Annotated in this window: 25 protein-coding genes and 4 pseudogenes; 20 read left to right on the forward strand and 9 right to left on the reverse strand. The window is 69.9% G+C overall.

Annotated elements, in window-relative coordinates:
• The first annotated feature begins 44 nt into the window (after positions 1 to 44).
• On the forward strand, positions 45 to 1,670 hold the full coding sequence (locus tag ACYVO7_RS08605; protein WP_460449412.1) for a methyl-accepting chemotaxis protein: 1,626 nt from the start codon (positions 45 to 47) through the stop codon (positions 1,668 to 1,670).
• Positions 1,671 to 1,733: 63 nt separating this feature from the next.
• On the opposite strand, the gene ACYVO7_RS08610 is transcribed toward ACYVO7_RS08605, so the two are convergent.
• Complete coding sequence (locus tag ACYVO7_RS08610) at positions 1,734 to 2,333, reverse strand: superoxide dismutase (protein WP_406856828.1); 600 nt, start codon at positions 2,331 to 2,333, stop codon at positions 1,734 to 1,736.
• A gap of 315 nt (positions 2,334 to 2,648) precedes the next feature.
• Here ACYVO7_RS08610 and ACYVO7_RS08615 point away from each other — a divergent pair, with 315 nt between their 5' ends.
• Positions 2,649 to 3,413 (forward strand): hypothetical protein, encoded by a 765-nt coding sequence (locus tag ACYVO7_RS08615; RefSeq protein ID WP_460449413.1) that lies wholly within the window; start codon positions 2,649 to 2,651, stop codon positions 3,411 to 3,413.
• A 23-nt stretch (positions 3,414 to 3,436) separates the two neighbouring features.
• Here ACYVO7_RS08615 and ACYVO7_RS08620 read toward each other — a convergent pair whose 3' ends face one another.
• Complete coding sequence (locus tag ACYVO7_RS08620) at positions 3,437 to 5,545, reverse strand: S9 family peptidase (RefSeq protein WP_460449414.1); 2,109 nt, start codon at positions 5,543 to 5,545, stop codon at positions 3,437 to 3,439.
• Positions 5,546 to 5,958: 413 nt separating this feature from the next.
• Between ACYVO7_RS08620 and ACYVO7_RS08625 the strand changes: the two genes are divergently transcribed.
• Positions 5,959 to 6,390: a Ros/MucR family transcriptional regulator gene (locus ACYVO7_RS08625; protein ID WP_460449415.1), complete on the forward strand. Its 432-nt coding sequence runs from the start codon at positions 5,959 to 5,961 to the stop codon at positions 6,388 to 6,390.
• Positions 6,391 to 6,486: 96 nt separating this feature from the next.
• On the opposite strand, the gene ACYVO7_RS08630 is transcribed toward ACYVO7_RS08625, so the two are convergent.
• On the reverse strand, positions 6,487 to 6,693 hold the full coding sequence (locus ACYVO7_RS08630) for a hypothetical protein (RefSeq protein WP_460449416.1): 207 nt from the start codon (positions 6,691 to 6,693) through the stop codon (positions 6,487 to 6,489).
• A 205-nt stretch (positions 6,694 to 6,898) separates the two neighbouring features.
• Between ACYVO7_RS08630 and ACYVO7_RS08635 the strand changes: the two genes are divergently transcribed.
• The gene (locus ACYVO7_RS08635; protein ID WP_460449417.1) at positions 6,899 to 7,699 is read left to right on the forward strand and encodes a DUF6456 domain-containing protein; all 801 of its coding nucleotides are present in this window, start codon (positions 6,899 to 6,901) and stop codon (positions 7,697 to 7,699) included.
• 3 nt (positions 7,700 to 7,702) lie between these two features.
• On the opposite strand, the gene ACYVO7_RS08640 is transcribed toward ACYVO7_RS08635, so the two are convergent.
• Entirely contained in the window at positions 7,703 to 8,134 is a 432-nt protein-coding gene (locus tag ACYVO7_RS08640) for a SufE family protein (protein ID WP_460449418.1), read from the reverse strand.
• A 70-nt stretch (positions 8,135 to 8,204) separates the two neighbouring features.
• Positions 8,205 to 8,513, reverse strand: a complete 309-nt coding sequence (locus ACYVO7_RS08645; RefSeq protein ID WP_460449419.1) for a hypothetical protein — start codon at positions 8,511 to 8,513, stop codon at positions 8,205 to 8,207.
• 239 nt (positions 8,514 to 8,752) lie between these two features.
• Here ACYVO7_RS08645 and ACYVO7_RS08650 point away from each other — a divergent pair, with 239 nt between their 5' ends.
• The 3 genes from ACYVO7_RS08650 to ACYVO7_RS08660 are packed head-to-tail and all read left to right on the forward strand — an operon-like array spanning position 8,753 to position 11,619.
• A complete protein-coding gene (locus ACYVO7_RS08650) occupies positions 8,753 to 10,612 on the forward strand; it encodes a sensor histidine kinase (RefSeq protein ID WP_460449420.1) in 1,860 nt (619 codons plus the stop codon).
• Positions 10,605 to 11,270 (forward strand): peptidoglycan-binding domain-containing protein, encoded by a 666-nt coding sequence (locus ACYVO7_RS08655; protein ID WP_460449421.1) that lies wholly within the window; start codon positions 10,605 to 10,607, stop codon positions 11,268 to 11,270. Before ACYVO7_RS08650 ends, ACYVO7_RS08655 begins: the two co-directional genes overlap by 8 nt.
• A 4-nt stretch (positions 11,271 to 11,274) precedes the next feature.
• Positions 11,275 to 11,619 carry a DUF1491 family protein gene (locus ACYVO7_RS08660; RefSeq protein WP_460449422.1) on the forward strand — a complete coding sequence of 115 codons (345 nt, stop codon included), beginning with the start codon at positions 11,275 to 11,277 and terminating at the stop codon, positions 11,617 to 11,619.
• Between the two features lie 8 nt (positions 11,620 to 11,627).
• Here the strand turns inward: ACYVO7_RS08660 and ACYVO7_RS08665 are convergent, their stop codons facing one another.
• Positions 11,628 to 12,737, reverse strand: coding sequence for a DUF2336 domain-containing protein (locus ACYVO7_RS08665; RefSeq protein ID WP_460449423.1), 1,110 nt, complete (start codon positions 12,735 to 12,737; stop codon positions 11,628 to 11,630).
• Between the two features lie 150 nt (positions 12,738 to 12,887).
• Between ACYVO7_RS08665 and ACYVO7_RS08670 the strand changes: the two genes are divergently transcribed.
• Together ACYVO7_RS08670 and ACYVO7_RS08675 are read left to right on the forward strand one after the other, a co-directional pair.
• On the forward strand, positions 12,888 to 13,160 hold the full coding sequence (locus tag ACYVO7_RS08670) for a hypothetical protein (protein WP_460449424.1): 273 nt from the start codon (positions 12,888 to 12,890) through the stop codon (positions 13,158 to 13,160).
• Positions 13,161 to 13,171: 11 nt separating this feature from the next.
• On the forward strand, positions 13,172 to 14,002 hold the full coding sequence (locus ACYVO7_RS08675) for a hypothetical protein (protein WP_460449425.1): 831 nt from the start codon (positions 13,172 to 13,174) through the stop codon (positions 14,000 to 14,002).
• A 15-nt stretch (positions 14,003 to 14,017) separates the two neighbouring features.
• On the opposite strand, the gene ACYVO7_RS08680 is transcribed toward ACYVO7_RS08675, so the two are convergent.
• Genes ACYVO7_RS08680 through ACYVO7_RS08690 form a run of 3 tightly spaced genes read right to left on the reverse strand, consistent with a single transcriptional unit; the run spans position 14,018 to position 17,467 of the window.
• A complete protein-coding gene (locus ACYVO7_RS08680; RefSeq protein WP_460449426.1) occupies positions 14,018 to 14,599 on the reverse strand; it encodes a DUF1254 domain-containing protein in 582 nt (193 codons plus the stop codon).
• Positions 14,596 to 15,231, reverse strand: coding sequence for a DUF1214 domain-containing protein (locus tag ACYVO7_RS08685; protein ID WP_460449427.1), 636 nt, complete (start codon positions 15,229 to 15,231; stop codon positions 14,596 to 14,598). The genes ACYVO7_RS08680 and ACYVO7_RS08685 overlap by 4 nt, the downstream gene beginning before the upstream one ends.
• Positions 15,232 to 15,241: 10 nt before the next feature.
• The gene (locus ACYVO7_RS08690; RefSeq protein WP_460449585.1) at positions 15,242 to 17,467 is read right to left on the reverse strand and encodes a transglycosylase domain-containing protein; all 2,226 of its coding nucleotides are present in this window, start codon (positions 17,465 to 17,467) and stop codon (positions 15,242 to 15,244) included.
• Between the two features lie 171 nt (positions 17,468 to 17,638).
• Here ACYVO7_RS08690 and ACYVO7_RS08695 point away from each other — a divergent pair, with 171 nt between their 5' ends.
• The 11 genes and pseudogenes from ACYVO7_RS08695 to ACYVO7_RS08745 form a co-directional block, all read left to right on the forward strand.
• A complete protein-coding gene (locus ACYVO7_RS08695) occupies positions 17,639 to 18,133 on the forward strand; it encodes a YcgN family cysteine cluster protein (RefSeq protein WP_460449428.1) in 495 nt (164 codons plus the stop codon).
• Positions 18,134 to 18,467: 334 nt separating this feature from the next.
• Positions 18,468 to 18,779: a hypothetical protein gene (locus tag ACYVO7_RS08700; RefSeq protein WP_406856845.1), complete on the forward strand. Its 312-nt coding sequence runs from the start codon at positions 18,468 to 18,470 to the stop codon at positions 18,777 to 18,779.
• Entirely contained in the window at positions 18,706 to 20,046 is a 1,341-nt protein-coding gene (locus ACYVO7_RS08705; protein WP_460449429.1) for a DNA-packaging protein, read from the forward strand. Before ACYVO7_RS08700 ends, ACYVO7_RS08705 begins: the two co-directional genes overlap by 74 nt.
• 146 nt (positions 20,047 to 20,192) lie before the next feature.
• Positions 20,193 to 21,380, forward strand: a pseudogene (locus ACYVO7_RS08710) (phage portal protein); the annotation flags it as partial.
• A gap of 388 nt (positions 21,381 to 21,768) precedes the next feature.
• Positions 21,769 to 22,017 carry a hypothetical protein gene (locus ACYVO7_RS08715; RefSeq protein WP_460449430.1) on the forward strand — a complete coding sequence of 83 codons (249 nt, stop codon included), beginning with the start codon at positions 21,769 to 21,771 and terminating at the stop codon, positions 22,015 to 22,017.
• A pseudogene (locus ACYVO7_RS08720) lies at positions 22,011 to 22,374 on the forward strand (hypothetical protein); the annotation flags it as partial. The gene ACYVO7_RS08715 and the pseudogene ACYVO7_RS08720, both read left to right, overlap by 7 nt.
• Entirely contained in the window at positions 22,357 to 22,818 is a 462-nt protein-coding gene (locus ACYVO7_RS08725) for a hypothetical protein (protein ID WP_460449592.1), read from the forward strand. The pseudogene ACYVO7_RS08720 and the gene ACYVO7_RS08725, both read left to right, overlap by 18 nt.
• Positions 22,819 to 22,829: 11 nt before the next feature.
• Positions 22,830 to 23,132, forward strand: a complete 303-nt coding sequence (locus tag ACYVO7_RS08730; RefSeq protein WP_460449431.1) for a hypothetical protein — start codon at positions 22,830 to 22,832, stop codon at positions 23,130 to 23,132.
• Between the two features lie 24 nt (positions 23,133 to 23,156).
• Positions 23,157 to 23,459, forward strand: a pseudogene (locus ACYVO7_RS08735) (phage portal protein); the annotation flags it as partial.
• A gap of 783 nt (positions 23,460 to 24,242) precedes the next feature.
• On the forward strand, positions 24,243 to 24,512 hold the full coding sequence (locus tag ACYVO7_RS08740; protein ID WP_460449432.1) for a hypothetical protein: 270 nt from the start codon (positions 24,243 to 24,245) through the stop codon (positions 24,510 to 24,512).
• Positions 24,513 to 24,553: 41 nt separating this feature from the next.
• Positions 24,554 to 24,753: pseudogene (locus ACYVO7_RS08745) on the forward strand (phage portal protein); the annotation flags it as partial.
• Positions 24,754 to 24,868: the final 115 nt, after the last annotated feature.

Here is a 24,868-nt window from a genome sequence, read left to right on the forward strand (position 1 = left end):
CTAACGTCGCGAGAGTTGATCCCGACTGGCCGCGAGTACAATTCGTGCAGCATCACGAGTGGCGCACATTCCACCGCTCCATCATTCTCGTGATTGCGAGCGTCGGTGCGCTCGTGCTGGCCCTGTGCGTGGCCTGCGCCTGCGTCCAGGGCGGCGGCGCCATCCGGTACGGCTTCGCGACGAAGCACGCCAATCTCATGCAGGTGATGGTCCCTATCATGGCGGCGGCCGTGGCGAAGGGCGACGCCGCGGCGCAGAACGCCGTGCTGGCGAGCCTGCCGGGCGACCCGGACGTGACATGGGCCGCGCTGGTCGACGCGCAGGGGCGCATCCTCGGCCGTTCGACCGCAAAAGGCGTGCGTGACGCCGCCCCCGACAACCGCATCGCCGCCCTCGCCGGCGCGTCCGCCGGCGCGGGCCCCTGGCGGTCCCAGACGGCGGAGGCGGCGGTCTATGGGGCGGACCTCTCGGCGGCGCGCGACGGGGCGAACGCCACGCTGCTGGTCGAGTTCTCCCATGAGCGGGCCGAGGCCCGGGTGCAGCGCATGCGCACGGTGGCGATGGTCATCGGCCTGATCGCCATCGCGGTCCTGTCCTGCGCGCTCGTGATCACCGTGATCCACCTCACCCGGCCCGTGCGGGACCTCGCGGTCACCACGCGCAGGCTCGCCGACGGGGACCTGAACGCCGCGGTGCCGGGGACCCAACTGCAGGGCGAGATCGGCGACATGGCGCGCGCCGTGCAGGTCTTCAAGGATCGCCTCCTGGAGCGCGCGACTTTGCAGATGCGCAGCGAGATGGACCGCAACGGCCAGGCCTCGCGACAGAACCGCATTGACACGCTGGTGGCGCAATTTCGCTCGGCCGTGCGCGAGGGCCTGTCGAGCGTGGCCGCCAACAGCGAGCAGATGACCTTCGCGGCCCGCACCATGACGGGCATCGCGGCGGAGTCGGCCAAGCGCGCCAAGACGGCCGCCAAGGCGGCCCGGGACGCCTCCGAGAGCGTCCGCACCGTGGCCCGCGCCTCCGACGAGCTGTCCTCCGCCATCACCGAGATCGAGTCGCAGGTCAGCAAGGCGCGGCAGGTCGTGTTCGACGCGGCGAGCACCACCCGGGCGACCACCTCCACGGTGCAGAGCCTCGCCGGCAAGGCCCAGGACATCGGCGAGGTCGTCAGCCTGATCCAGGCGATCGCCGCCCAGACGAACCTGCTCGCCCTCAACGCCACGATCGAGGCGGCGCGCGCGGGCGAGTCGGGCAGGGGCTTCGCGGTGGTGGCGTCCGAGGTGAAGAACCTGGCCGGGCAGACCGCCCGGGCGACGGAGCGCATCTCCGAGCAGGTCGGCGCCATCCAGGGCGCGACGGCCTCCGCCGTGGACGCCATCGAGGCGATCTCGCGCCTGATGGAGGAGGTCGAGGGCTTCACCTCCGGGATCGCGCACGCCGTCGAGCAGCAGGCCTCCGCCACCGGCGAGATCGCCACGGGCGTGTCCCGCGCCGCCGTCGGCACCGAAAGCGCCGCGCGCGACATGAAGGAGCTGGACGCCGTGGTGGGCGAGACCGACCAGTCGGCCGCGCAGGTCAACCAGTCGGCCATGGACGTGGCTGAGCAGTCGCGCCGGCTGCACGCCACGGTCGACCTGTTCCTGGAGTCCGTGTCGCGCGCCTGAAGCGCCGCGCCACGCAAAACGGGGCCCTGAGGCCCCGTTCGCTGACGTCAAGACCGCTCCGGCTTACCGGGCCGCCTTGGAATAGAGCTCCTCGACATACTCCCAGTTCACCAGGTTGTCGATGAAGGCCTTGAGGTAGTCGGGGCGGCGGTTGCGGTAGTCGATGTAGTAGGAGTGCTCCCACACGTCGACGCCCAGGATCGGCGTCGCGCCGTGCACCAGCGGGCTCTCGCCGTTCGGGGTCTTCTGGACGACGACCTTGCCGTCCTTGACGGCGAACCACGCCCAGCCCGATCCGAACTGCGTCGTGCCGGCGGCGATGAACTCTTCCTTGGCCTTGTCGACCGAGCCGAAGCCGTCGACCAGCGCCTTCTCGACCGAGCCCGGGATGGATCCGCCGCCATTCGGCTTCATCCACTTCCAGAAGTGCATGTGGTTGTAGTGTTGGCCGGCGTTGTTGAAGAGACCCTGGTTCTTCCCGAACGATCCCTTGACGATCTCCTCGAGCGACTTGCCCTCGAATTCCGTGCCCTTCAGCAGATTGTTGCCGTTGTTCACATAGGCGAGGTGATGCTTGTCGTGGTGGTACTCGAGCGTCTCCTTGGACATGTAGGGCTGCAGCGCGTCGTGCGAATAGGGCAGATCCGGCAGGCTGAACGACATGGTGCAATCTCCTCGAAGTTTTATCCCGAACGGGGGCGACGCGGACGTTGACGCGCCGAGAGGCGGGGAACTTAGGCTGCTTTCGGCCTCGCTGGGAAGCGGGATTCGTCGGGGCGGAAGGCCGTCCCCGCCGGGATCCCACGCCCGGCCGTCGCGGAAAAGCGCCTGTCCCTGAGAGGAAGAAGTGGGGCGCGCTTGCGTTCCTTCAACCGGTCGGCGCAAGGGCCGGTCAGCCCTGGAGTTGACAGGAGGTGACCTGTTGTCGAGTGTCACGACGAGAAAGCGCGGACCCTCGCGTTTATTGCCGGATCAACCATGACCGCCCTGTTGTACTGCGTCGCCGCGCTGCTCATTCTCGCCGGAGCCGCAGCCGGCCTTTACGGGGCCGACAATATCCGCGCCGAGAGCGGTTCCGCCTGGCTGCAGACCGGCGGCGCGCTGTTCGCCATCGGCTTCGTGGTGCTGGGCCTCGCCTCGGCGGTTCGCGAGCTGAAGCGCATCCGCCGCGCCCTGACCGAGATCAGCGACGAGCCCGAAACCGCGGCCCCGCAGACGCGCCTGCCCGAACCGCCGGCCGTGGCCCCGGCGGTCGTCGCGGCCGAGGTCGCCCCGGAGCCGGACCGCGACGCCGAACGCTCCGACGACAAGGGCGAGGCCCCGGAGCCGAAGGCGCCCGTGACGGCGGCGCCCGTCGTCGCCCCGGCCGTCGAGCGGATCGGGACCGCCACGCGGTCCGACGCCGGCGCCCATGGCCTCAGCCCCGAACGGGACGCGCCGCCCCCGCCGGAGCAGCGCCGCCACGAGCCCGAGCCCGAGGCCGAGCCGGAGCATGAGCCGGAGCCCGAGCCCGTCCCGGCGGCTCCCCCGGCGCCTCCGACCGTCGTGGCGACCTACACGTCCGGCGGCGTCAACTACTTCATGTATTCCAACGGCTGCATCGAGGCCGAGCTCGAGAAGGGCCGGTACCGGTTCAACTCCATGGCCGAGTTGCGGACCTATGTGGAGACGGGCGAGGGCGGGACGCTGATCGCGCCCGCCTCCGGCTCGCCTGCGCCCGCCGCCACGTCGGCGGCGTCGTAGGTCGACGCCGCCCGAGGATCGCGTCAGGCCGTCAGCAGGCCCTGCACGGCCCCGACCGCGAAGGCGTAGCTCTGCGCCACTTCCTGCAGGCGGTCGAAGCGGCCGGACGCGCCGCCATGCCCGGAATCCATGTCGATGCGCAGCACGAAGGGCCCGCTGCCCTTCGCGGCGCTCTCGCGCAGGCGCGCCACCCATTTGGCGGGCTCCCAATAGGTCACTCGCGGATCCGTGAGGCCGCCGACCGCCAGGATGGCGGGGTAGCGCTGGGCGCTCACCTGGTCGACCGGCGAGTAGGACAGGATGGCGTCGAAGGCCTCAACGCTCTCGATGGGGTTGCCCCATTCGGGCCATTCCGGCGGCGTCAGCGGCAGTGTGGCGTCGAGCATCGTGGTCAGCACGTCGACGAAGGGCACCTCGGCGACGACGGCCGCGAACAGGTCCGGCGCCATGTTGGCGACCGCCCCCATCAGCATGCCGCCGGCGCTGCGGCCCTGGGCGACGATGCGCCCCGGCGCGGTCAGCCCGGCGTCGCACAGCGCCTGCGCGGCGGCGATGAAGTCGGTGAAGGTGTTGGTCTTGTGCTCGCGCTTGCCGGACAGGTACCAGCGCCAGCCCTTCTCGGTCCCGCCGCGCACATGCGCGATCGCGTAAACGAAGCCGCGGTCGACGAGCGACAGGCACTCGGTGTCGAAGTCGGCCGGCATCGAAATGCCATAGGCGCCGTAGCCGTAGAGCAGGCAAGGGGAGGGGCCCTGCGGGCGGTCCGCCCGGTAGACGACCGAGACCGGGACGGTCTCGCCGTCCGGCGCCGTGGCGAACAGCCGGCGCGTGACGTAGTCGGCCGGGTCATGGCCGGACGGCACCTCCTGGCGCTTCAGAAGGCGGCGCGTCCGGGCGGCCATGTCGTAGTCGTAGGTCTCGGCCGGGGTCGTCATCGACGAGTAGACGAAGCGCAGCGCCGGCGCATCGAACTCGTATCCGGGCTGCGCGCGAACCGAATAGGCCTCCTCGTCGAACGCGATCGCATGCTCCTCGCCGGTGTCGGCCGCGCGGACGACGATGCGCGGATGCGCGTCCTGCCGCTCGGTGCGGACCAGAAAGTCGCGAAACGGCGCCATGGACAGGATCATCACGCCGGGGCGGTGCGGAACGAGGTCCGTCCAGTTGCGGCGGCCGGGCGCGTCGAGGGGCGCGGTGACGAGCTTGAAGTCCTCCGCGCCGTCGGCGTTGGTGAGGATCACGAAGCGGTCGCCGGCGTGCTCCACCTCGTAGCGCAACTCGGTCTGGCGGGGCTCCACCAGGCGGGGCGGCGCGGCCAGGTCGGCGCGGTCCAGGACGTGGACCTCCGTCGTCTCGTGGTCGCTGATCTCGATGAAGGCGAACCGGCCGGAGCGGCTTTCGCCGATATTCACGAACCAGCCGTCCTCGGCTTCCTCATAGACCAGGACGTCGCTCGCGACAGGCTCGCCCAGGCGGTGCAGATAGACGTGCTTCGGCCGGTGGTTCGGATCGAGCTTCACGTAGAGGAAGCTGCGGCCGTCCGCGGCCCAGACCACCTCGCCGGTGGCGCCCTCGACGATGTCGGGCAGGTCCTGCAGGGCGGCGGCGTCGCGCACCCGGATGGTGAAGAACTCGGACCCGGCGTCGTCGCTGCTCCAGGCGAGGAGGGCATGGTCGTCGGCGTGGCGGCGCTGGCCCAGCCGGTAGAACGGCTTGCCGGCCGCGAGGGCCTCTCCGTCCAGCAGGACGCTCTCGTCGCCTCCGGCGCTCGGCTTGCGGCAGACCAGCGGGTGCTGCCCGCCGGCGCGGTAGCGCGTGTAGTAGCTGAACGGGCCGTCCGGCGCCGGCACGGACGAGTCGTCCTCCTTGAGGCGGGCCCGCATCTCGGCCGCGATCCGGGCGTGAAGCTCGCCGACGCGGCCGATCACGGTCGCCCCATAGGCGTTCTCGGCTTCGAGATGTCGCCGGATGTCGGCGGGCAGCACGGAGGGATCGCGCAGGACCTCCTGCCAGTTGTCGGCCTTCAGCCACGCATAGGGATCCACGATCGTCCGCCCATGCGCGGTCGTGACGGCGTCGCGCCGGGGCGCGAGAGGGGGCGTGGGCCGCATGTCGTCGGATGGCGTCGTCATGGCGTTGGTCTCGTCTGGTGTGGGGCCGGGCGGCTTCGGACGCGCCGGCTCTGCGGCCGAGGTCGTGGACGCCGGAGTGGAACAGGTCCGGCTGGTTGTATTTTTACGCGAGTGGTCACGCTATTGCCCGTATTCCGGGATGCAACATGGGGGTGAGGCGAAAGTACACATGTGGAATCTACATGGGGGGTCGTAGAGCTTCCCTTTTTCGTTGCATGCGTTGACAACGTGGCCTAGACCGTCGGCGAGTTGAAGACGTCGCTTGAGCTGAGCCTTTCGAGAATCGGGCAACCGACCGGGCGAGGCGGATCGTGAAGTGGACGGCGAAGCTTCCGCAGAGGAGCGTCCGCCGGCCTTCCATGACCATGCCAGGACCGGAAGTCCGACTGGCCGAGAGGGGGATCTATAAGCACATGACAGAAGAGAAGACAGCTTCGAACTATCTCGAACTCGCTGCCGATATCGTCGCAGCCTATGTCAGCAACAACGCCGTGACCGTGGCGGAGATGCCGGGCCTCATCGGCGACGTGCACCGCGCGCTCTTGGCTCTCGCGACGGGCGTGGCGGAGACCGCGGTCGAGGCGCCCAAGCCCGCCGTGTCGGTGAAGAAGTCGATCACGCCGGACTTCATCGTCTGCCTCGAGGATGGGAAAAAGTTCAAGTCGCTCAAGCGGCACCTGCGCACGCAATACGGGATGTCTCCCGAGGACTATCGCGAGAAGTGGGGCCTGCCGGCCGACTATCCCATGGTGGCGCCGAACTACGCCGCCGCCCGGTCCGACCTCGCCAAGCAGATGGGTCTCGGCCAGCAGCGCCGCAAGCGCAAGCCGGCGGCCGGCAAGTAGGCCGGGTCCCGGCCGTTCGCGCGGAGCGCCGGACGCATCGCGGTCCGGCTCCCCGCCGGGTCATGGCCCTGAGCCGGGTCATGGCCCTGAGCCGGGTCATGGCCGATGGCCGCGCAGGGCCGCCAGCCCTGCGGTTTCAGCCTTGTAGGCCTGCATCAACCCGATGTGGCGGTTGATGTCGTAGGTCCAGTGGCCGGCGCGGCCGAGAGCGCGCTCGGCCCTGAGTTCGCGCGCCAGAAGCGCCACGATGCGACGCGTCCGCGCCGGCTCCGCCTCCGGGGCGGACCCCAGTCCGACCGGCACCAACCGTACAGCATCCGCCCGCGCTCGTAAAAGCGCGCGCCGGCCTCCACGGCCTCGTGCGCGGATCGCGCCGCCCTCATGCCGATCCCGGCTGATTTCGCTCTCATCCGTCTCTCCCGTCTCGGCCGACGCAGCTCCGCTTGCGCGCCGGCTCATGGGAGAATATAAGAATAAAAACCTCAGTCAAACCACATGCGAGGACAACATGCCTTCAAAGCCGTCCGCCGTCTCCGGCGCGCGGGCCTCCGGCCCGCTCAGGCTCCTGGCCAAGCTCGCGGCCCTGCCGGACGGCAGTCCGGCCTCGGCGCTCGCCTCCCTGGCCGCCCATGCGGATGCGCTGGTCCGGTCGGACCTGGCGTGCTGGACGGGGCGGGGGGACGATCGCCGGCTGCGGCTCAGCACGGCGGGCGCGGCGTTCCTGCGGCGCCGTCAGGCCGCGCCCGAGCACGCGTTCCTGGCCCAGCACCGGCCGCTGAGCGCGCGCGCGGTCGAGATCGACGGGCGCGAGGCCCCGGTCGTCATGGACGACGCCGAGAGCCCGCTCGCCTGGCTGCGCCGGCGCACGGGCAAGGACGGCCGCCCCTTGCTGGACGATGCGCGCTACGCCGCCGGGGAGCGCTTCCGCGCCGACCTGACGCTCGGCATGGTGCTGCCCCGCGTCACGGCGAGCTGGAGCGCCGGCCCGACAGGCGGGCGCCGCGGCGCCGGGGTGGAGCACGTCACGGATCTCGCATTGGCCGCGCGCCAGCGATGCGACCATGCGGCCCGCTCGCTCGGCGCCGAGATGGCGGCGCTGCTGATCGACGTCTGCGGGTTCCTCAAGGGTCTCGAGGAGGTCGAGCGGGAGAGGGGCTGGCCGGCGCGCTCCGCCAAGGTCGTCCTCGCGGTGGCGCTGGGCCGCCTGGCCGAGCATTACGGGCTCGCCGTGGAGGCCGTCGGTCCGGCGCGCTCGACGGGCGTCCGGATGTGGGGGGCGGCGGACTATCGCCCGACTTTGGCCGAGTGAGCCTCAGGCCGAGGCGAGGGCATGCCGGGCGTCCGCCTTGATGCGCTCGATCATGGAGCGCACGCCGTTGGAGCGCTGCGGCGTGATGTGGGCGGACAGGCCGAGCCGCTCGAAGACCGGCTGGGCGTCCAGCGCCAGCACCTCGCTGGGCCGATGGTCCGAGAAGATCGCCAGCGTCAGCGCCACGAGGCCGCGCACGATGTGGGCGTCGCTGTCGCCGCGGAAATGCAGCAGCGGCTCCCCGTCGGCCGCGGTCCGGGACGAGGCCTCGAGCCAGACCTGGCTGGCGCAGCCGCGCACCTTGTTGGCGTCCGTATGCGCCTCGGGAGGCAGCGGCTCCAGCGTGCGGCCGAGCTCGATGAGATACCGGTACCGGTCGTCCCAGTCGTCCAGCAGCTCGAAGGTCTCGATGATCTCGTCGATGGTCGCGTTCATGTCCGCCGGGCCCTTGCGTTCCTCACGCATATAGAGGCGACGGGCCGAAAGCGACAGCGAAGGCTGCGGCTTATGGGAGCGGCGAGGGCGTGCGCCGGGCGTCGCGCCGGCGCGCGGCCGGCGGCGCTTCGTCCCCATGCGGGGCGTCGCCGCCCATGAGGGCGGACGCCGCCGCCTGGGCGGCCACGCCCGTCAGAGCGCAGCCCTCCCTGTCCCTGACGCAGCGCTCCACCGCGGCGCCGACGGCCCTCTCGGCCTGCGCGGCCAGGCGATTCCTGGCGGCGGCGGCGATCTCGGCCACGGGCGGATCCGCCTCGCGCAGAGGAGAAAGAGCGTAGATGACGCCCACGGCGACGATGGTCCTGAGCACGAGACCCATGGGGCGTGTCCTGATTGCAGCGCCCGCATGCTGGCGCACGCACCCTTAAGGCCGGGCTAAGCGCCCGGCCCGCCGCGGCAACGGCTCGTTCATCATGTCGGACGGAACCCGGCGCATGACGGGTCCGCAATGGGCGCCGGCGGCGGTTTGACGCCGCATTTAGCGTTCGCTTAAGGCGGGGCTGCGAAGCTCCGCTCGTGTTGAATGGCGCGTGTGCAGGCGCCCGAGGCGAGTTGCGTATGCGTTGGCCCACCGCAGCGATCGGCAAGCAGCTCGGCGAACTGGTTCACGCCAGCGCCGACGCCGAGCCCCTGGCGCGGCAGCGGCACGCCTGGTTCATCGGCTCGCGCCTGTTCATGGGCGCGGTCGGCCTCGCCTCCGTGCCGCTCATGCTGGCGATGTCCGGCATGGTCAGCCTGACGGCGATCGTCGGCGTGATCAGCCTCGCCTTCCAGGCCGTCACCGCGGTGGTCGCGTCCAGGACCGGCCACCTCCACAACGCGCATGTCACCTCCATCGGCGTCGCCGCCGCCACCGTCCTGTTGATGGCCGGCCTGGGCGACGGGCCGACCTCGCCCGTGCTGGCGGGACTGCCGCTCCTGGTGCTCGAGGCGGCCATGATCGGCCGCATCCGCGAGATCCGCTACGCCGCCGGCCTGGCCATGGCGACGCTCTGCGCCGTCTTCCTCATGGAGATCCGCAGCCCCGAGGCCAGCTCGGCCGTGGCCGCCCCGCTCACCCTCGCCATCCAGACCTCCATCCTGGCCTTCGCGCTGTGCATCGCCCTCCTGACCCAGCGCGAGATGCGCGCCCGGGTGGTGCGCGAGCGGCGCCTGACGGCCCAGAACCGCCTGCTGGTGGACGGCTTCGGCGATCTGGTGACCCGGCACGACGCCCAGGGATCGGTGTTCTATGCCGGCCCGTCGGCTCACGCCCTGCTGGGCGTCGCACCCTCCGCGCTGCACGGGCGCGGACTGTTCGAGCGCGTCCATGTGGCCGACCGCCCGCAATTCCTGATGGCCCTCGCCGACGCCGGCGCGGGCAGCGCCCTCAGCCGCGTGCAGGTGCGCATGCGCCACGGCGAGATCGAAGCCGGCGACAGGGCGGCCGCGCCGACCTTCACCTGGGTCGAGATCCGCTGCAGGAAGATCGAGGCCGACCAGGAGGCCTCGGAGGGCGCCGAGATCGTCTGCGTCATCCGCGACGTCTCGACCCAGCGCCAGAACGAGGCCGAGATCGATTCCGCCCGCGCGGCGGCCGAGGCCGCGTCAGCCCTCAAGGACCGCTTCCTCGCCACCGTGAGCCACGAGCTGCGGACCCCGCTGAACGCCATCATCGGCTTTTCCGAGATGCTGGCCGACGAGAGCCTCGTCCCCTCCGGCGACCAGCGCCAGCGCGACTACGCCCGCATCATCCATGTGTCGGGCGATCACCTCCTCAGCGTCGTCAACACGCTGCTGGACATGTCCAAGATCGACGCCGGGACGCTGAGCATCCAGACAGAGCCGTTCGACGTCGCCCGCCTGGTGGAGGTCTCCGTCGAGATGCTGCGCCTCAAGGCGGAGCAGTCGCAGGTGGCGCTCGAGGTGACGGTCGATCCCGACCTGCCGGCGCTCGTGGCGGACCGGCGGGCCTGCAAGCAGATCCTCATCAACCTGCTGTCCAACGCCATCAAGTTCACGCCCCGCGGCGGGCGCGTGACGCTTGACGTCCGCCGCGAAGGGGACATCATCGCCTTCGCCGTGCAGGACACCGGCATCGGCATCGCGTCCGAAGACTTGCCCCGGCTGGGCGAGCCGTTCTTCCAGGCCCGCGCCAGCTACGACCGGCCCTATGAGGGCACGGGGCTCGGCCTGTCGGTCGTGCGCGGTCTGGTGGGCCTGCATTTCGGCTCGATGCAGATCGAGAGCGCCGTCGGCGTCGGCACGCGCGTGGTGGTCCGGCTGGGCCTCGACAGCCGCGTCAGGCTCAGCCCGGGGACGCCGGGCAAGCCCGACGCCAAGGTCGCCAGCATCGGTCCGCGCGACCGTCCCGCGCCCGCGGCGATCGCCATCAAGAGTCTCTCGGCCCTCAGCCAGACGGTGAAGAAAAGTGCCTGAAGTCCTCGCCCGCACCGACCACGATTTCGTGCTGAGCCAGGAGCGCCGCCCCCGGCGCGCCTCCCGGGCGAAGCGCAAGCCCGCGCGGGCGGCCTGGATCAGGGCGATGTTCCGCAACCCCGGCGCGACGGCGGTGGGGGCAGCCGGCGCGGCCGTGGCGGTCGGCATCGTCATCAACGCGCTGGCCTTCCAGAACGCGCCCCATCCGGCGCCCATGTTCGGACGTCCGCTCGGCGAGACGGTGAAGCTGTCCGGCATCCCGACCGTGCTGCCGCCCTCCCGCCCGGCCGACCTCTCGGCCGCGACGCCGGCCTCGCCCGCGTCGCCGGCCGAGACTCCCCGCGATGCGGCGAGGGCGCAAAAGGCCTCGCTGACGCCGGCCTCCTCCAGCCAGCCCTCCGGCCCGGCGCGGGACGCCATCGGCGACATCCTGAAGACGGGATCGACCGTCTCCGAGCCGAGCCGCGCCGTGCTGTCGGCCCAGAAGGCGCTGAACAAGCTCGGCTACGGGCCGGTGAAGACCGACGGCGTGTTCGGCTCCGGCACCCGCCAGGCGATCGAGAAGTTCGAGCGGGACCGCAAGCTCCCGCCCACCGGCGAGGTCTCCGGCCGCACCGCCCGCGAGCTCGCCGCCGCGGCCGGCCCTTTGGCCGAGTGACGCGGTGAGGCTGCGCTCGGATATCTTCGTCGCAGCCTATATCCGCCGCTGCGCCGTCGAGGGCGCGCCCGCCGTGCTGCGCCGGCGCGGCTCCGCCGAGGCGGGCGCCATCTTCGTCAAGGTCGACCGGCTGGACGGCTCATGCGCCCTCTACGGGCCGGCGCCGCAGAGCGCCTTTTCGGAAGACGACCTGGAACGGCGCTTCGTGCGGCTGCACCAGTCCGCCACCATCCCCGTCCTGGACGCGGAGGAGCGGCTGGCGCGCGAGCAGCGCTTCGACACGGACCTGTGGATCGTGGAGGTCGAGGACCGCGCGGGCCTGTCCCGCCTGGACGAGGTCCCGGCCTAGCGCCCCGGCTAGCCCGCCCGGCGGCCGGCTTGCGTCGTCGAGGCCGCCAGGGCGGCGGCGCTGCGGTGAGGGGCTTCCGACTGGTCGGTCTGGGGCACGTGCGATCCCGTGCGCGGCCGGGCCGGGCCGGCGCCCAGCATGGCGGACACGAGCCGTTCGGCCGCGGGGGGCGACACCCTGCGGAACAGGTCCACGAGGGCGTGCACGCGCTCGGACGATTGCCCGATCAGGGGGTCGCGGAACATGAAGATGCGCGTCGCGACCTCGTCGCTGAAGCCGAGCGAGAGGAGCGCCAGCGCCAGCGCCTCGCCGGAGCGGTCCGCCAGGATCTTCTGCGACTTGGCCACGGACGCGCCGAGGCCCAGCGCCAGCACGGTGGCGAAGGATTCGGCGTCGCCATACATGGCGGCCGTCTCCATCGGGGCGACCAACTCCTGCGGGGCGATGCGCTGCGAGCGCGCGCGGCCGGACAGCGCGACGAGCCGCTCCACCTCGTCGATGATCTTCAGGCGCTCGGCCTTGTTGGCCGCCAGATACAGCACGGCGCGTTCGGCGCCGTTCAGGTCGCCGCGCGACAGCAGCGCCTTGGCGATCGCGTCCTCGTCGCGGGCGCGGTCCAGCAGCAGGTCCATGACGTCGGCCGGCAGCGCCAGGGAGGTGTTGGCGGCCAGGGTGACGTCGATCAGCGGGTCTTCGCGGCCGAGCAGGAGGCGCACCAGGTCCGGATCGATCTCGGCGCGGGCCGCGACGGCGGCCGCCATGACGCGATCGCCCACCGCGGCCTGCTCGATCAGGACGCCGGCCGGCAGCCAGCGGGCGTCGGCGAGCAGGATGCGGGCGGAATCGTCGCCGCGCGACAGGAAGGCCGCGCCGACTTCGACCGGCGTATGGGCGTAGCCCGCGAGCTTGCAGGCGACCACCAGGGCGGTGTCGCCGTCCACCTGCTGGACGAGCGTGCTGGCGATCTCGCGGAACTGGGCCGCCTCGTCGGTCGTGTGGGCCGGGGTCGACAGATAAAGGTCCGTCAGCACGCGCAGCAGGACGGGCTTCATGTCGAGCCCTTCCTCGCGCGCGATCGCCAGCAGCCCATGCAGTTCAGGCGGGGTGATATGGGTCATGGTCAGGCAGGCTCGCATGGGCTGGAATGGGCGCAGGCGAGGCTAGTCGCGCGCCCGTTAGCGCCGCGTTAACGCTGTCGGGAACCTTTGGCTGCGCCAGGGCGATGCAAGGGATCCAACGTGTCAAAATGCACATTCTGGATACCGGGAATGCTGTTGAATGCTGATCGTAAGAGACCGTTAACCAAGGTTCGCTTTCCTGAGCGCGCGGCGATGATCGCGGGTTACGGGCAGGAGGAGGGTGTGATGGGTCGCGTGCTGTCTTTCCAGGCTCCTGCGCGTTCGACGCGGCGGATCGAGCCGTCGATCGGGCCGAGGGGCCAGATCCTCTTCTTCACGGGCGTGCGCTACGAGCGGCATCCCGAGGAGCCGAAGCGCCCCGCCGCCGGCGGCCGCCGGCAGAGGCGCAGCCGCGGCGCCTGAAACGGATCACCATGGGCCGCATCCTTTCGCCGCGCCGACCCCTGCGCGGCCCTGGCGTGGCGGCCGCCTTCGCGGGCCTGCTCCTGGCCGGCTGCTCCGAGACCGGCGATTTCGGACGGCCCAAGCCCACGTTCTGGAGCGAAACGATCGCGCCGCTGGCCGGGCAGGGCGCGGCGACGCAGCGGGGCGAGCCTGTGTCCCCCGCCTTGCTGACCGACGACGAGCAGGAGCTTCGCAGCCGCGCCTACCGGTTCCTGACGCCCGCCCGGGAACGCTCGGCCTTCGACCGGCAGCTGGCGGACCTCGCCTTCCGGCGCATCCAGCCCCGGGAATACGGGCTGACCGCCGAATCCGCCTATTACGAGGCGCTCCTGGCCGCGCCTGACGTCTCCCCGCGGTCGCGCTACCAGCGGCTGCGCGAGGACATGGAGAGCGACCGGCTGCTGGTCACCCCCTTCGCGGCGCTGGCCTGCCGGGTGGCCGCGATGGACGCCGTCCGGGCCAAGGCGCTGGCCGCCATTCCGCCGGGCGACGTCGAGACGCGCTACGCCGCCGGGGCCCGCATCGCCGAGAACGAAGCGCTCACGGCGTGGGTGGAGATCGGCCTGCAGAGCCGCCTGCGCGCCTATCGGTTCGCGCTGGACCGCCTCGTGGTGACGAGCCCCGACAAGGACGCGATCCGCTCGGAACGCGTGCTGGAGGCCTTCGAGGGCTATCGCGGCATGGCGTCCCGCTGCGCCCAGGCGCGCGGCGGGATCATCGTCACGCCGGGCGGAGACGCCGCGGGCGGCGCCCGCTTCCTGCCGCGCTCCGATCCCAGGCCGGTCGTGGCGAAGCCCTGATCGGGCCCGGGAGGCTCAGCGCTTGGCGGGCGGCTTCACCGGCTCCGGCCGGCATTGCGCGCCGGCGACGAGGGCCGCGGCGTCCGCCGCCAGCCCGGGCTCCGGGGCCAGCGCCCGGAAGGTGATGAAGCCGGTCGCCTCGGGCGAGACCAGGCGAAGCTCGCGCACCGGCTCGTCCTCGGGATCGTTGGCCTGGATGGCTTCGAGCTGCGGCTGCGTGGTGACCAGCACCTCGATCTGGCCGCGCACGGCGCTGCGGTCGGTCAGGGCGTAGAAGACGCCGCCCGTCGCCCTGTGGAAGCCGAGCGAGAGGAAGAGTTCGCCGGCGTTGGCCTGGATGCGCACCGGGCCGGACGAGAGGTCGTAGCGGCAGACCGCCATCGCGGTGGCGGGATCGCGATAGGGCAGGCCCGAGGGCCCGGCGGCGGCGGCGGGCAGCGGCGTCACGACATGGCGCCCGGCGAACTGCGCCAGCCGGGCGTCGGCGTTGTTGGCCGCGAAGCTCGGAATCGCCAGCATAGAGCCCAGATGCACGATGGCGGCGAGCACGAGCCCGAGGACCGCCAGATAGGACCATCGCCTCAAAGTCGCGCTCATGAGCATCCGACCTGTTCGATGCGCGGCGCGGTGGCGGGATCGATCACCCGCGAGGTGACGCTCACGGGCGTGTCGTAGAGCCTCATCACGAGGTCGAAGCGGCCGGCGCCGGTCACGGGCAGCCATGCCCCGGGGCGCGCCTCGCGGGCGACCTCGATCGCGAACTGGCCGTTCTGCCCGCGCACGATCTCCGCCGAGGTGAAGCCGTAGCGCCCGGCCGGGTTGTCGATGAGCTGGCCGTTGGGCGTCTGCGCCGTGATGGTCCAGTAGCGCGCCTGCGGGGCCCTGCCGACGACCCGGTAAGCGCATTGCGCCAGGAGCGGCCGGCCGGCGCTGTCGCGGCGCGCTGTGAAGACGAGGCCTTCGCCGAGCCCCAGCGGCGTCTCGCCGTTGCGGGCCACGGAGGCGCGGGTGTAGGGGTCGGCGTCGAGCGCGCCGGTGCGGGGCCACGCCGTCCACGGTCCCGCCTCCACGGCGCCGAAGACGACGTTGCGCGAGACGGAATAGTAGGTCGCGCCGAGGCCGACGCCGAGCCCGATCGCGAGCACGGCGAGGAACCCGCCGAGCGCTGACCGGCGGCGGGGCGGCGCGGCCGCCCGCGGGGCCGCATAGGGAAGCACGAAGTCGCTCACCGGGAGCCCTTTACTGGAGAGCCATCCGGCCGCCAACGCTCCGCACGGCGCCGAACAGGTTCGTCTCCGCCGCCGGCTCCAGGAAGGCCGAGGGGCCGCGCCGGGTCACGATCGACTTCATCATGGAATCGATCCCCCCGATGGCGTCAAGCGCGCGCGGGTTCAGGACGGCGGGCCGCTGCGGCGAGGCCGCCACCTCGAACCCCTTCGCTCCCGACGCGCTCGCCACCGCATCCTTGCCGCCAGGCGTGGTCGGGACGCCGGGGATCGGCTTCAATTCGACGCTCTGGTGGGCGGGCGCCATCATCTCGTGCCAGGTCATGGCCGGCAGCGAGCCGCCGGTCATCTTGTTGGTCGACTGGTAGTCGTCGTTGCCGAACCAGACGCCGGCCACGAGGTTGCCGGTGAACCCGACGAACCACGCGTCGCGATACGCGTTCGTGGTGCCTGTCTTTCCGGCCACGCGGACGCCCGGGATCGCAGCCTTCTTGCCGGTGCCTTCCTCGACCACCTTCACCAGCATGCCGTTCATGTCGGCGATGACGTTGGGGTTGATGATCTGCTTGGGCGCGGGCATGTCGCGGTCGCGGCGGTAGATCATGTCGCCGCGCGAGTTGCGCACCTCCACGGCCGCGAAGGGATCCGCCTTCCTGCCGCCATTGGCGAACACCGCATAGGAGGCGGTCATGTCCAGCACCGTCACCTCGGCCGCGCCGATCGGCAGCGACACGGTGTCGACCAGCGGCGTGGTGAGGCCCATCAGGCGGCAGATGTCGATGATGCGGGCGCGCCCGTTCTTCGGGTTGCCGTCCCCGATCGCGATCGAGAGCCGCACCGGGATGGTGTTGATCGACTTCGCCAGCGCGGTCGCGAGTGGCATGGAGCCCGAGTAGGATCGGCCGTAATTGTTCGGGCACCAGTCGCCGATGCACAGGGGCGCGTCCGTCACGATCGTGGTCGGCTTGAACTTCCCGGTCAGCAGGGCCGCCGTGTAGACGAAGGGCTTGAAGGACGACCCCGGCTGGCGCAGCGCGTCCGTGGCGCGGTTGAACTGGCTGGCGCCGTAGTCGCGCCCGCCCACCATGGCGCGCACGCCGCCGTCCGGATCCATCACGACGGTGGCGGCCTGCTTGGCGTCGTAGCTGTCGCCATACTGGCGCAGCATGCTCTCGACCGCCGTCTCGGCCTGTTTCTGGATGGAGACGTCGAGGGCCGTCCGGACCGTCAGCACCCGGTCGCCGCCCAGCTTGCCGTCGTCCGACAGGTGCTTCAGCTCGTTGAAGGCCCAGTCGAGATAGAAGTCCGGGCTGGTCTCGCGCTTGCGGTCGACCGGCGTCGCGGGGTTGCGGCGGGCCGCGTAGACCTGGCCCTCGGTGAGGAAGCCGGCGTCCACCATGTTGGACAGCACGTCGGCGGCGCGGGCGCGCGCGGCCGGCAGGTTGTTGTGCGGCGCGTATTTGGTCGGCGCCTTGAACAGGCCGGCCAGCATGGCGGCCTCGGACAGGCTCACATCCTTGATGGACTTGCCGAAGTAGAACTCCGCGGCGGCCTGCGCCCCGAACGAGCCGCCGCCCATATAGGCGCGGTCGAGATAGAGCTTGAGGATCTGGCTCTTGGTGAGGTGGAACTCCAGCCACAGGGCCAGGAACGCCTCCTTGATCTTGCGCTCCAGCGACCGCTCGTTGGAGAGGAACAGGTTCTTGGCGAGCTGCTGGGTGAGCGACGAGCCGCCCTGCACCACGCCCGACGCGCGCGCGTTCACCGCGATGGCCCGCATGGTCCCGATCACGTCGATGCCGAAATGCTCGTAGAAGCGCCGGTCCTCGGTGGCCAGCACGGCCTTGAGGAAGTGGTCGGGGAACTCGTCCAGCGACACCGAATCGTCGTGCCGGATGCCGCGCCGCCCCACCTCGTTGCCGTAGCGGTCGAGGAAGGTGACCGCGAGGTCCTGCTTCTTCAGCCAGTCGTCGCCGCCCACCTCGCGGAACGCCGGGAGCGCGAGCGCCAGCATCACCAGCAGGCCGCCGACGCCCAGCGTCAGGCCTTCGCCCACGATCTCGACGCCGACGCGCTTGGCGCCCCGGACCTGGAACAGGTCCATGGCCTCCGCATAGCGCGCGTAGGCGGCCCCGAACCGGCGGCCGCTCTCGTTCAGCGAAAACGCCGTCCACGAATCGAAGGACTCGAACGCCCTGACGATCCGCTGCCACAGCGAGAGCTTGCCCTTGAACTCCACCACGCACCCTCGCGCCACCGACCGACCGGGCCCGTAACGCCCAGGCGCCCTTGTCCGATCCGTTTAATAGTCTATCAACCAAACCGCCCGCGCGCGAGATCGGTCGCCGGGCTCACTCGCCGCATGCGTGCGAACCTCGTCTCATGGTGAACGCCAAGGTTGTTGAACCCGATGGCTGAAGGCGAAAAGCCGGCAAGCGACCCGTTCTGGAGAACCGTCGCCCTCGAAGACATGACCACCGACCAGTGGGAGAGCCTCTGCGACGGCTGCGGACGCTGTTGCCTGGTGAAGCTCGAGGACGAGGACACTGGCCGCATCCACGCCACCGACATCGCCTGCCGGCTGTTCGACGCCGGCGCCTGCCGCTGCAAGGACTACGAGAACCGCACCGCGGTGGTGCCCGACTGCGTCGGCCTCACCCCCAAGGAGGTGCGCTCGCTGCCCTGGCTGCCGCCCACCTGCGGGTACCGGCTCGTGGCCGAGGGCAAGGACCTCGCCTGGTGGCACCCGCTCGTGTCCGGATCTCCCGAGACGGTGCGCGAGGCCGGCGTGTCCGTGGCCGGGAAAGTCTTCGGCGGCGAGGACGAAATCGCGCTGGAGGACGTCGTCGACCGCATCAAGGCCTGGCCCCTGCGCTGGCCCCGCAAGGCGCGCGAGCCGCGCTGAGCCAGGCGGGTCCTCAGACCCGGATGGTCAACATGGCCCTGTCATTTTTAGGAAAGTTCTCCTTGACAGCGTAACGCTTCCTAGGTAGAACTTGGTCATTCTCCAGAGTTGCGAGCGCCGGCCGCGGTTAACGACAGCCGGAGCGCCGACGATTTCAGTCGGTTCAGCATAGAGCGCGTCATTAGGAGTTTTCACCATGTCATTGCCCAAAGCCGCCCCTCACGCCACTCCTCCGTCCCGAAGCGCATCCCCTCCGGCCGAAACGTCCCAGCGCTCCGGCGCAGTCCGTCGCGTCGCGCCGGGCGACAGGTTCCGACGGCGCCGCGACGGCCTCGTGGCCCGGCTCTGGAGCGCCGTCGCCAGGCAGATCGAGGACGTCGAGCGCCGCAGCGCCGATCTCCCGGGCGCCGCCAATCCCGAGCGGGACGCCAAGGTCCTGGCGATCCTGTGCCGCGTCGTCCGCGAACTCGCCGAGGACGACGAGGCCGCCTTCAAAAGCAACGGGCGACGCCTGTCCGAGGAGTCCGCGCATGCCGTCCACGGTCCCGACCTCGAGGAGTTCCGAGACGACGTTGCTCGACGCCTTTCTCGCCTGCGAGAAGAGCGGAACGCTGCTGCAGGCGCTGCGCGGACTGAGCCCGGCTGAGGTCGAGCGCCTGAAATTCGACTGGGGCCTCTGGTCCCGACAGGACCAGAGGCCGCCGGCGCAGGCCCAGGGCGGCGGACCCTGGACGGTTTGGCTGATCCTCGGCGGCCGCGGCGCGGGCAAGACCCGCGCCGGGGCCGAATGGGTGAGGAGCGTGGCGTGCGGCCGGGGTCCCGGCCGCAAGCCCGTCGGCCGCATCGCCCTGGTCGGGGAGACCATCGCGGAGGTGCGCGACGTCATGATCGAGGGCGCCTCCGGCATCCTGGCCGTGCATCCCCGGTCGGAGCGGCCGACCTGGGAGCCCTCGCGCCGGCGGCTGGAGTGGCCGAGCGGCGCGCTGGCCCACGCGTTCTCGGCCGAAGACCCCGAAAGCCTGCGCGGCCCCCAGTTCGGGGCCGCCTGGCTGGACGAACTGGCCAAGTGGCGGCTGGCGCGCGAGACCTGGGACATGCTGCAGTTCGGCCTGCGTCTCGGCGAGCGGCCGAGCCAGCTCGTCACCACCACGCCGCGCCCCGTGGCGCTGCTAAAGGAGCTGCTCGCCGACCCTCACACGGCGGTGTCGCGCGCCGGCACGCGCGCCAACATGCATCACCTGGCGGCCAGCTTCATCGAGGCCGTGGCCCGCAAATACGCCGGCACGCGCCTGGGCCGGCAGGAGCTCGAAGGCGAGATCGTGGAGGAGCGGCAGGACGCGCTGTGGAGCCGCGACCTGATCGAGGCCTGCAGGGAGGCCGAGGCGCCGCCTTTGGTGCGGATCGTCGTGGCGGTCGACCCGCCCGCCTCCTCGGGCAAGCGGGCCGACGCCTGCGGCATCGTCGCGGCCGGCCTCGACGACGCCGGCCGCGTGCACGTGCTGGAGGACGCATCGCTCGCCAGCGCCAGCCCCGCCGCCTGGGCCTCCGCCGCCGTCGCGCTGGCCCGCCGCCTGGAGGCGGACGCCGTGGTGGTCGAGGTCAACCAGGGCGGCGAAATGGCCGAGGCCGTGCTGCGCGAGGCCGATCCCGGCCTGGCGGTGACGCCCGTTCGCGCCACCCGCGGCAAGCATGTGCGGGCCGAGCAGGTCGCCCACCTCTACGAGCGCGGCCGCGTCCGCCACGCCGGGACGTTCCCGGCGCTGGAGGACGAGCTGTGCGACTTCGGCCCCACCGCGACCGGCTTCGGCCTCTCCACCGGCCGTTCGCCCGACCGCATGGACGCCCTCGTCTGGGCCGTCACGGCGCTCGCCCTGGGCGCCAAGGCGGCGGAGCCGAGAGTGCGGCGGGTGTGATGAGCCTCCCTCTCCCGCCTGCGGGAGAGGGGCAGGGGTGAAGGCCTTCGCCGCCCCTCCCATTGCGCCATCGAGACCCGCCGCGCCACCCTCATCCCTGCCCCTCTCCCACGGCGTGGGAGAGGGGGCATCCCGGAGATCCCTCCATGTCATCCTTGCTGTCGCGCCTCGTGGGGCGCGCGGGGCGCGTTGCTGCGCCGGTTCCGGCGCCGCAGGCGAAGTCGTCGCGCACGGGGCCGCTGATCGCCTTTCCGAGCCTGGGCCGCCCCGTGTGGACGCCGCGCGACTATGCGGCGCTGGCGCGGGAGGGCTACCAGCGCAACGCGGTGGTCTACCGCGCCGTTCGCATGGTCGCGGAGGCGTCGGCCAGCGTGCCGTTGCTCGTCTACCGCGACGGGCGCGAGGAGCCGGACCATCCGCTGGCCCGGCTGCTGGCCCGGCCCAACCCGCGCGACGCCTCGGCGGCGCTGTTCGATGCGCTCTACGGCCACCTGCTGGTGGCGGGCAACGCCTATCTCGAGCTCGCCAGCGTGCGCGGCGAGCCCCGCGAGCTCTACGCGCTGCGGCCCGACCGCATGAAGGTCGTGCCCGGCGCGGACGGCTGGGCCGAGGCCTACGACTACACGGCGGGCGGCCGCACGGTGCGCTTCCGGCAGGACGGCGACAGCCCGCCGCCCATCCTGCACCTGACGCTGTTCAACCCGCTGGACGACCACTACGGCTTCGCGCCCACCGAGGCGGCCGCCGTGGCGCTCGACATCCACAACGCCGCCGGGGCCTGGAACAAGGCGCTGCTCGACAACGCCGCCCGGCCCTCCGGCGCGCTGGTCTATGCCGGCGCGGCGGGCGTGAACCTGACGGACGAGCAGTTCGACCGCATCAAGGAGGAGCTGGAGGCCAGCTTCCAGGGCGCGGCCAACGCCGGCCGCCCGCTGCTGCTGGAGGGCGGGCTGGACTGGAAGCCGCTCTCCATGAGCCCCAAGGACATGGACTTCATCCAGGCCAAGGCGGCGGCCGCCCGAGAGATCGCGCTCGCCTTCGGCGTGCCGCCCATGCTGCTCGGCCTGCCGGGCGACAACACCTATTCCAATTACGCCGAAGCCAACCGGAGCTTCTGGCGCCAGACCGTGATCCCGCTGGTCACCCGCACGGCCGCGAGCCTGGCCCACTGGCTCGGCCCCGCCTTTGACGGCGCCCTTCGCCTGGAGCCCGACCTCGACGGCGTCGACGCCCTCGCCCCCGAGCGCGAGGCCCTGTGGGCGCGCATCGGCGCGGCCGGCTTCCTCACGGATGACGAGAAACGCGAGGCGGTGGGCTATGGGGCAAAGCCCGGCGCGAAGGCGCTCGACCCGGCGGCCGAGGGTGTGGGCGGAGGGATCAGAGATCTCACGGGATCGCCGATTGGCGGCGGCGGAGGCGCTTGGGAAGACCAGCCCCGCGTGCCGCCGGGAGAGCCGGATGGCGGGCAGTGGACGAGCGGGGGAGGGGGCAGCGGGAACGTAGGTCGCGTCCAGCTTGCAGCTAACATCGAAAACGACCAGCTAGCGCTCACTGTACAGCAGTTTATCTCTTTGGAGTGCTTGGGTAAGATCAACAAAGTGATGCCTGGCCAATTCTACGATATGACTGTCGGCGAGGTGTTAGCTCAAGCAAAGACCGGGGACAAAGCAGCTCAGTCCTGTCGCAAGCTACTGACGAAAAACCGATTTAGGAAAAAATGATATGTTTGAATTCAAAGCAAAAAGTGGTCTAGTGGATCTGATCCCATTCTGTGATTGGCTACAGAAAAAAGGACGTCATTTCTTTATCGAATATTACGGGAACGATGCCGTAACAGTGACCGTAACCGTCGTTGGAAAAAGATTCGAGGTATCATTTTTTGAAGATCACATAGAATTTAGTGAATTCATCGGTAATGAGCAGGTACTAACGCAAACTGAGACTATGGTCGCCGAAATCGATAGCGACTAAGCGCCGCGAAGGGTGATGTTCTGAATCTCGGCGTGCCGCCGATGCTGCTCGGCCTGCCGGGCGACAACACCTATTCCAACTACGCCGAAGCCAACCGCAGCTTCTGGCGGCAGACGGCGCGCCGGGCCTGCCCGGCTCGCCGCATTCAGGACTCTTTGGATCCCGCTCGTCACCCGCACGGCCCAGAGCCTGGCCCACTGGCTCGGCCCCGCCTTTGACGGCGCCCTTCGCCTGGAGCCCGACTTCGACGGCGTCGACGCCCTCGCCCCCGAGCGCGAGGCCCTGTGGGCGCGCATCGGCGCGGCCGGCTTCCTCACGGATGACGAGAAACGCGAGGCGGTGGGCTATGGGGCAAAGCCCGGCGCGAAGGCGCTCGACCCGGCGGCCGAGGGCGTTGGCGGCGGCGTGGGAGACCTCATCGGATCGCCGATCGGTGTGGGCGCGGGCGGCGCATGGCAGAACCAGCCGCGCGTGCCCGCGGGAGAGCCGGATGGCGGTCAATGGACGAGCGGGGGCGGTGTTGGGCTTGGCAGCCTTTCAACCATTGCAAGCGGGCTGTTGGGCCAGGCGGAAATCGATCGCACAACCATCGCCGCAATCTGGGACGATCTCGAGGCGCTTGGCGGCGCGAAACCACGCTTTCAGGCCACGCCAAAGGGCGCGGATCAGTGGATTTTTCCAAATGGAGGTGTAATCAGGTTTGATTTGTTCCCTGGACAATATTTGAAAGGCCAAGTGCCGCATATTAATCTGCAGGGATTTCCTGGGCAGCAAGACAGATTGCACATCAAATTGAAATAATGGAGGTAAAGTTGGCTTGGGACATGAATGCCTTGGAGAAGGCTGCTGGAGACGCGCTCCGGTCAAAAAATACAAATACTGCGCGAGATATCTATCTGGTTATGGGAGATGGCGATCCATCTCTCGGAGCTGGCTATTTGGCGCATCGCATAGGCCTTAGCTACGAGGCCGAGGGAAGACTGATGGAAGCAAAATACTGGTTCAACCGTGCTGTTGAAGAAAATCCGACGATTGCGCTCTATGTTGAGGCTGCGGCCAAATACAAAGTGTTCTATCCCGATACAGTGAAAGCGATCCTCGGCGATACACTCTAACCCAGCAGGCGTCCGCCGCCCCCCATCGCGCTGGCCTTCGGCGTGCCGCCCATGCTGCTCGGCCTGCCGGGCGACAACACCTATTCCAACTACGCCGAAGCCAACCGGAGCTTCTGGCGCCAGACCGTGATCCCGCTCGTCACCCGCACGGCCGCAAGCCTGGCCCACTGGCTAGCCCCCGCCTTCGACGGCGCCCTTCGCCTGGAGCCCGACCTCGACGGCGTCGACGCGCTGGCCCCCGAGCGCGAGGCCCTGTGGGCGCGCATCGGCGCGGCGGGGTTCCTCACGGATGACGAAAAGCGCGAGGCGGTGGGCTATGGGGCGAAGCCTCGGGCGTCCGCGCCTGCCGCCGGCAAGGGCGGCTGGGCCGGCGTGGACTCGCTGCCGGGCGACGTCGTGGCGGGGATGGCCTCGGGGGCGGAGGCGGCTGGCAGAACCAGCCGCGCGTGCCGGCGGGGGAGCCGAACGGGGGGCAGTGGACGGACGGGGGAGGGACAATTTCTGGCGGCGAGAACGCTGATAGCCTCGTGGGAAACGACGGCAACCCCAAAAAAACTAACATCGGAAAGCCAGTTCTCTTGATCGCTGAGGTTGGATCAGCGATCAGGAATCCGTATTCCAACAAAGAGATAATCTATCCAGAGAAATACGCTCCTGATTATTTTATGAAAATGGTGACCAGGCGAAAGTGAAAATAGACAGAGCGTTTCTTCGCGAAGCAACGTTGCTGCAGTATATGAGCCGTATTGGCCAAGGCGGAGAGTGGGATATTCAGCGCCTTGAAACGGGGAGGGTCGACTCGAGGTACATCGATTACTCCTCCGTCGCCATCGGGTTGTTTTTCGCGCGGGCTGGCGTCCCTGAGGAGGAAATATTAAATTGGCAAAACCGCTATGCGGCAATTTTTTCAAATTTCGGAAAAGTTCAGATGGACGTTAATTATCAGAGTCTTCCGAAGCGTAATGTTTGGAATACAATTTTCGGATACCAAATAGCCGGGCAGTTGGGACCAAAATGATGAGGAATATTTTATACATATCGCTTGTGTTGGTATTGGGTATGTATGGTATAGTCGCGTGGTATTTTGTCCAGCGGACGGAGGTATCAGTCGTGTCTCACGCGGTCGCGCCGGATGGACTGCACCAAGCGATCCATCGTCTTCGGGTCGCGCAGGTGTTCATGACAACGTCGGCGTTAAACGAGGTTTTGCTTGTCGATCGAAAGCGCCGTCCGGTCGTGGTCCTGACGACGGAGGACGATGATCTAACGATGGCGTGGTTCAACGCCTCGACGCTGATCGTGAAGGTCCGCAAGGGCGCTTACTCCACATTGATCCGTGAGCACTTGGGAGGAGTGGCTGTGGAAGTCGCCGATCGTTAGGTGCCCGACGGCGCCACGGGCCTGCCCGGCTCGCCGCTCTCAGAACGTCGATCCCGCTGGTCACCCGCACGGCCCAGAGCCTGGCCCACTGGCTCGGCCCCGCCTTCGACTGCGCCCTGCGCCTGGAGCCCGACCTCGACGGCGTCGACGCGTTGGCGCCGGAGCGCGAGGCGCTTTGGGCGCGGGTGGGCGCGGCGGCTTCCTCACCGACGACGAGAAGCGCGAGGCGGTGGGGTATGGGGCGAAGCCTCGGGCGCCCGCGCCCGCCGCTGGAAAGGGCGGCTGGGGCGGCGTGGACTCCTTGCCGGGCGACATCGTGGCGAGCCCGGGCGGCGGGGATGGACTCGGCGGTGGCG

The organism is Alsobacter sp. SYSU BS001988 (assembly GCF_054796215.1).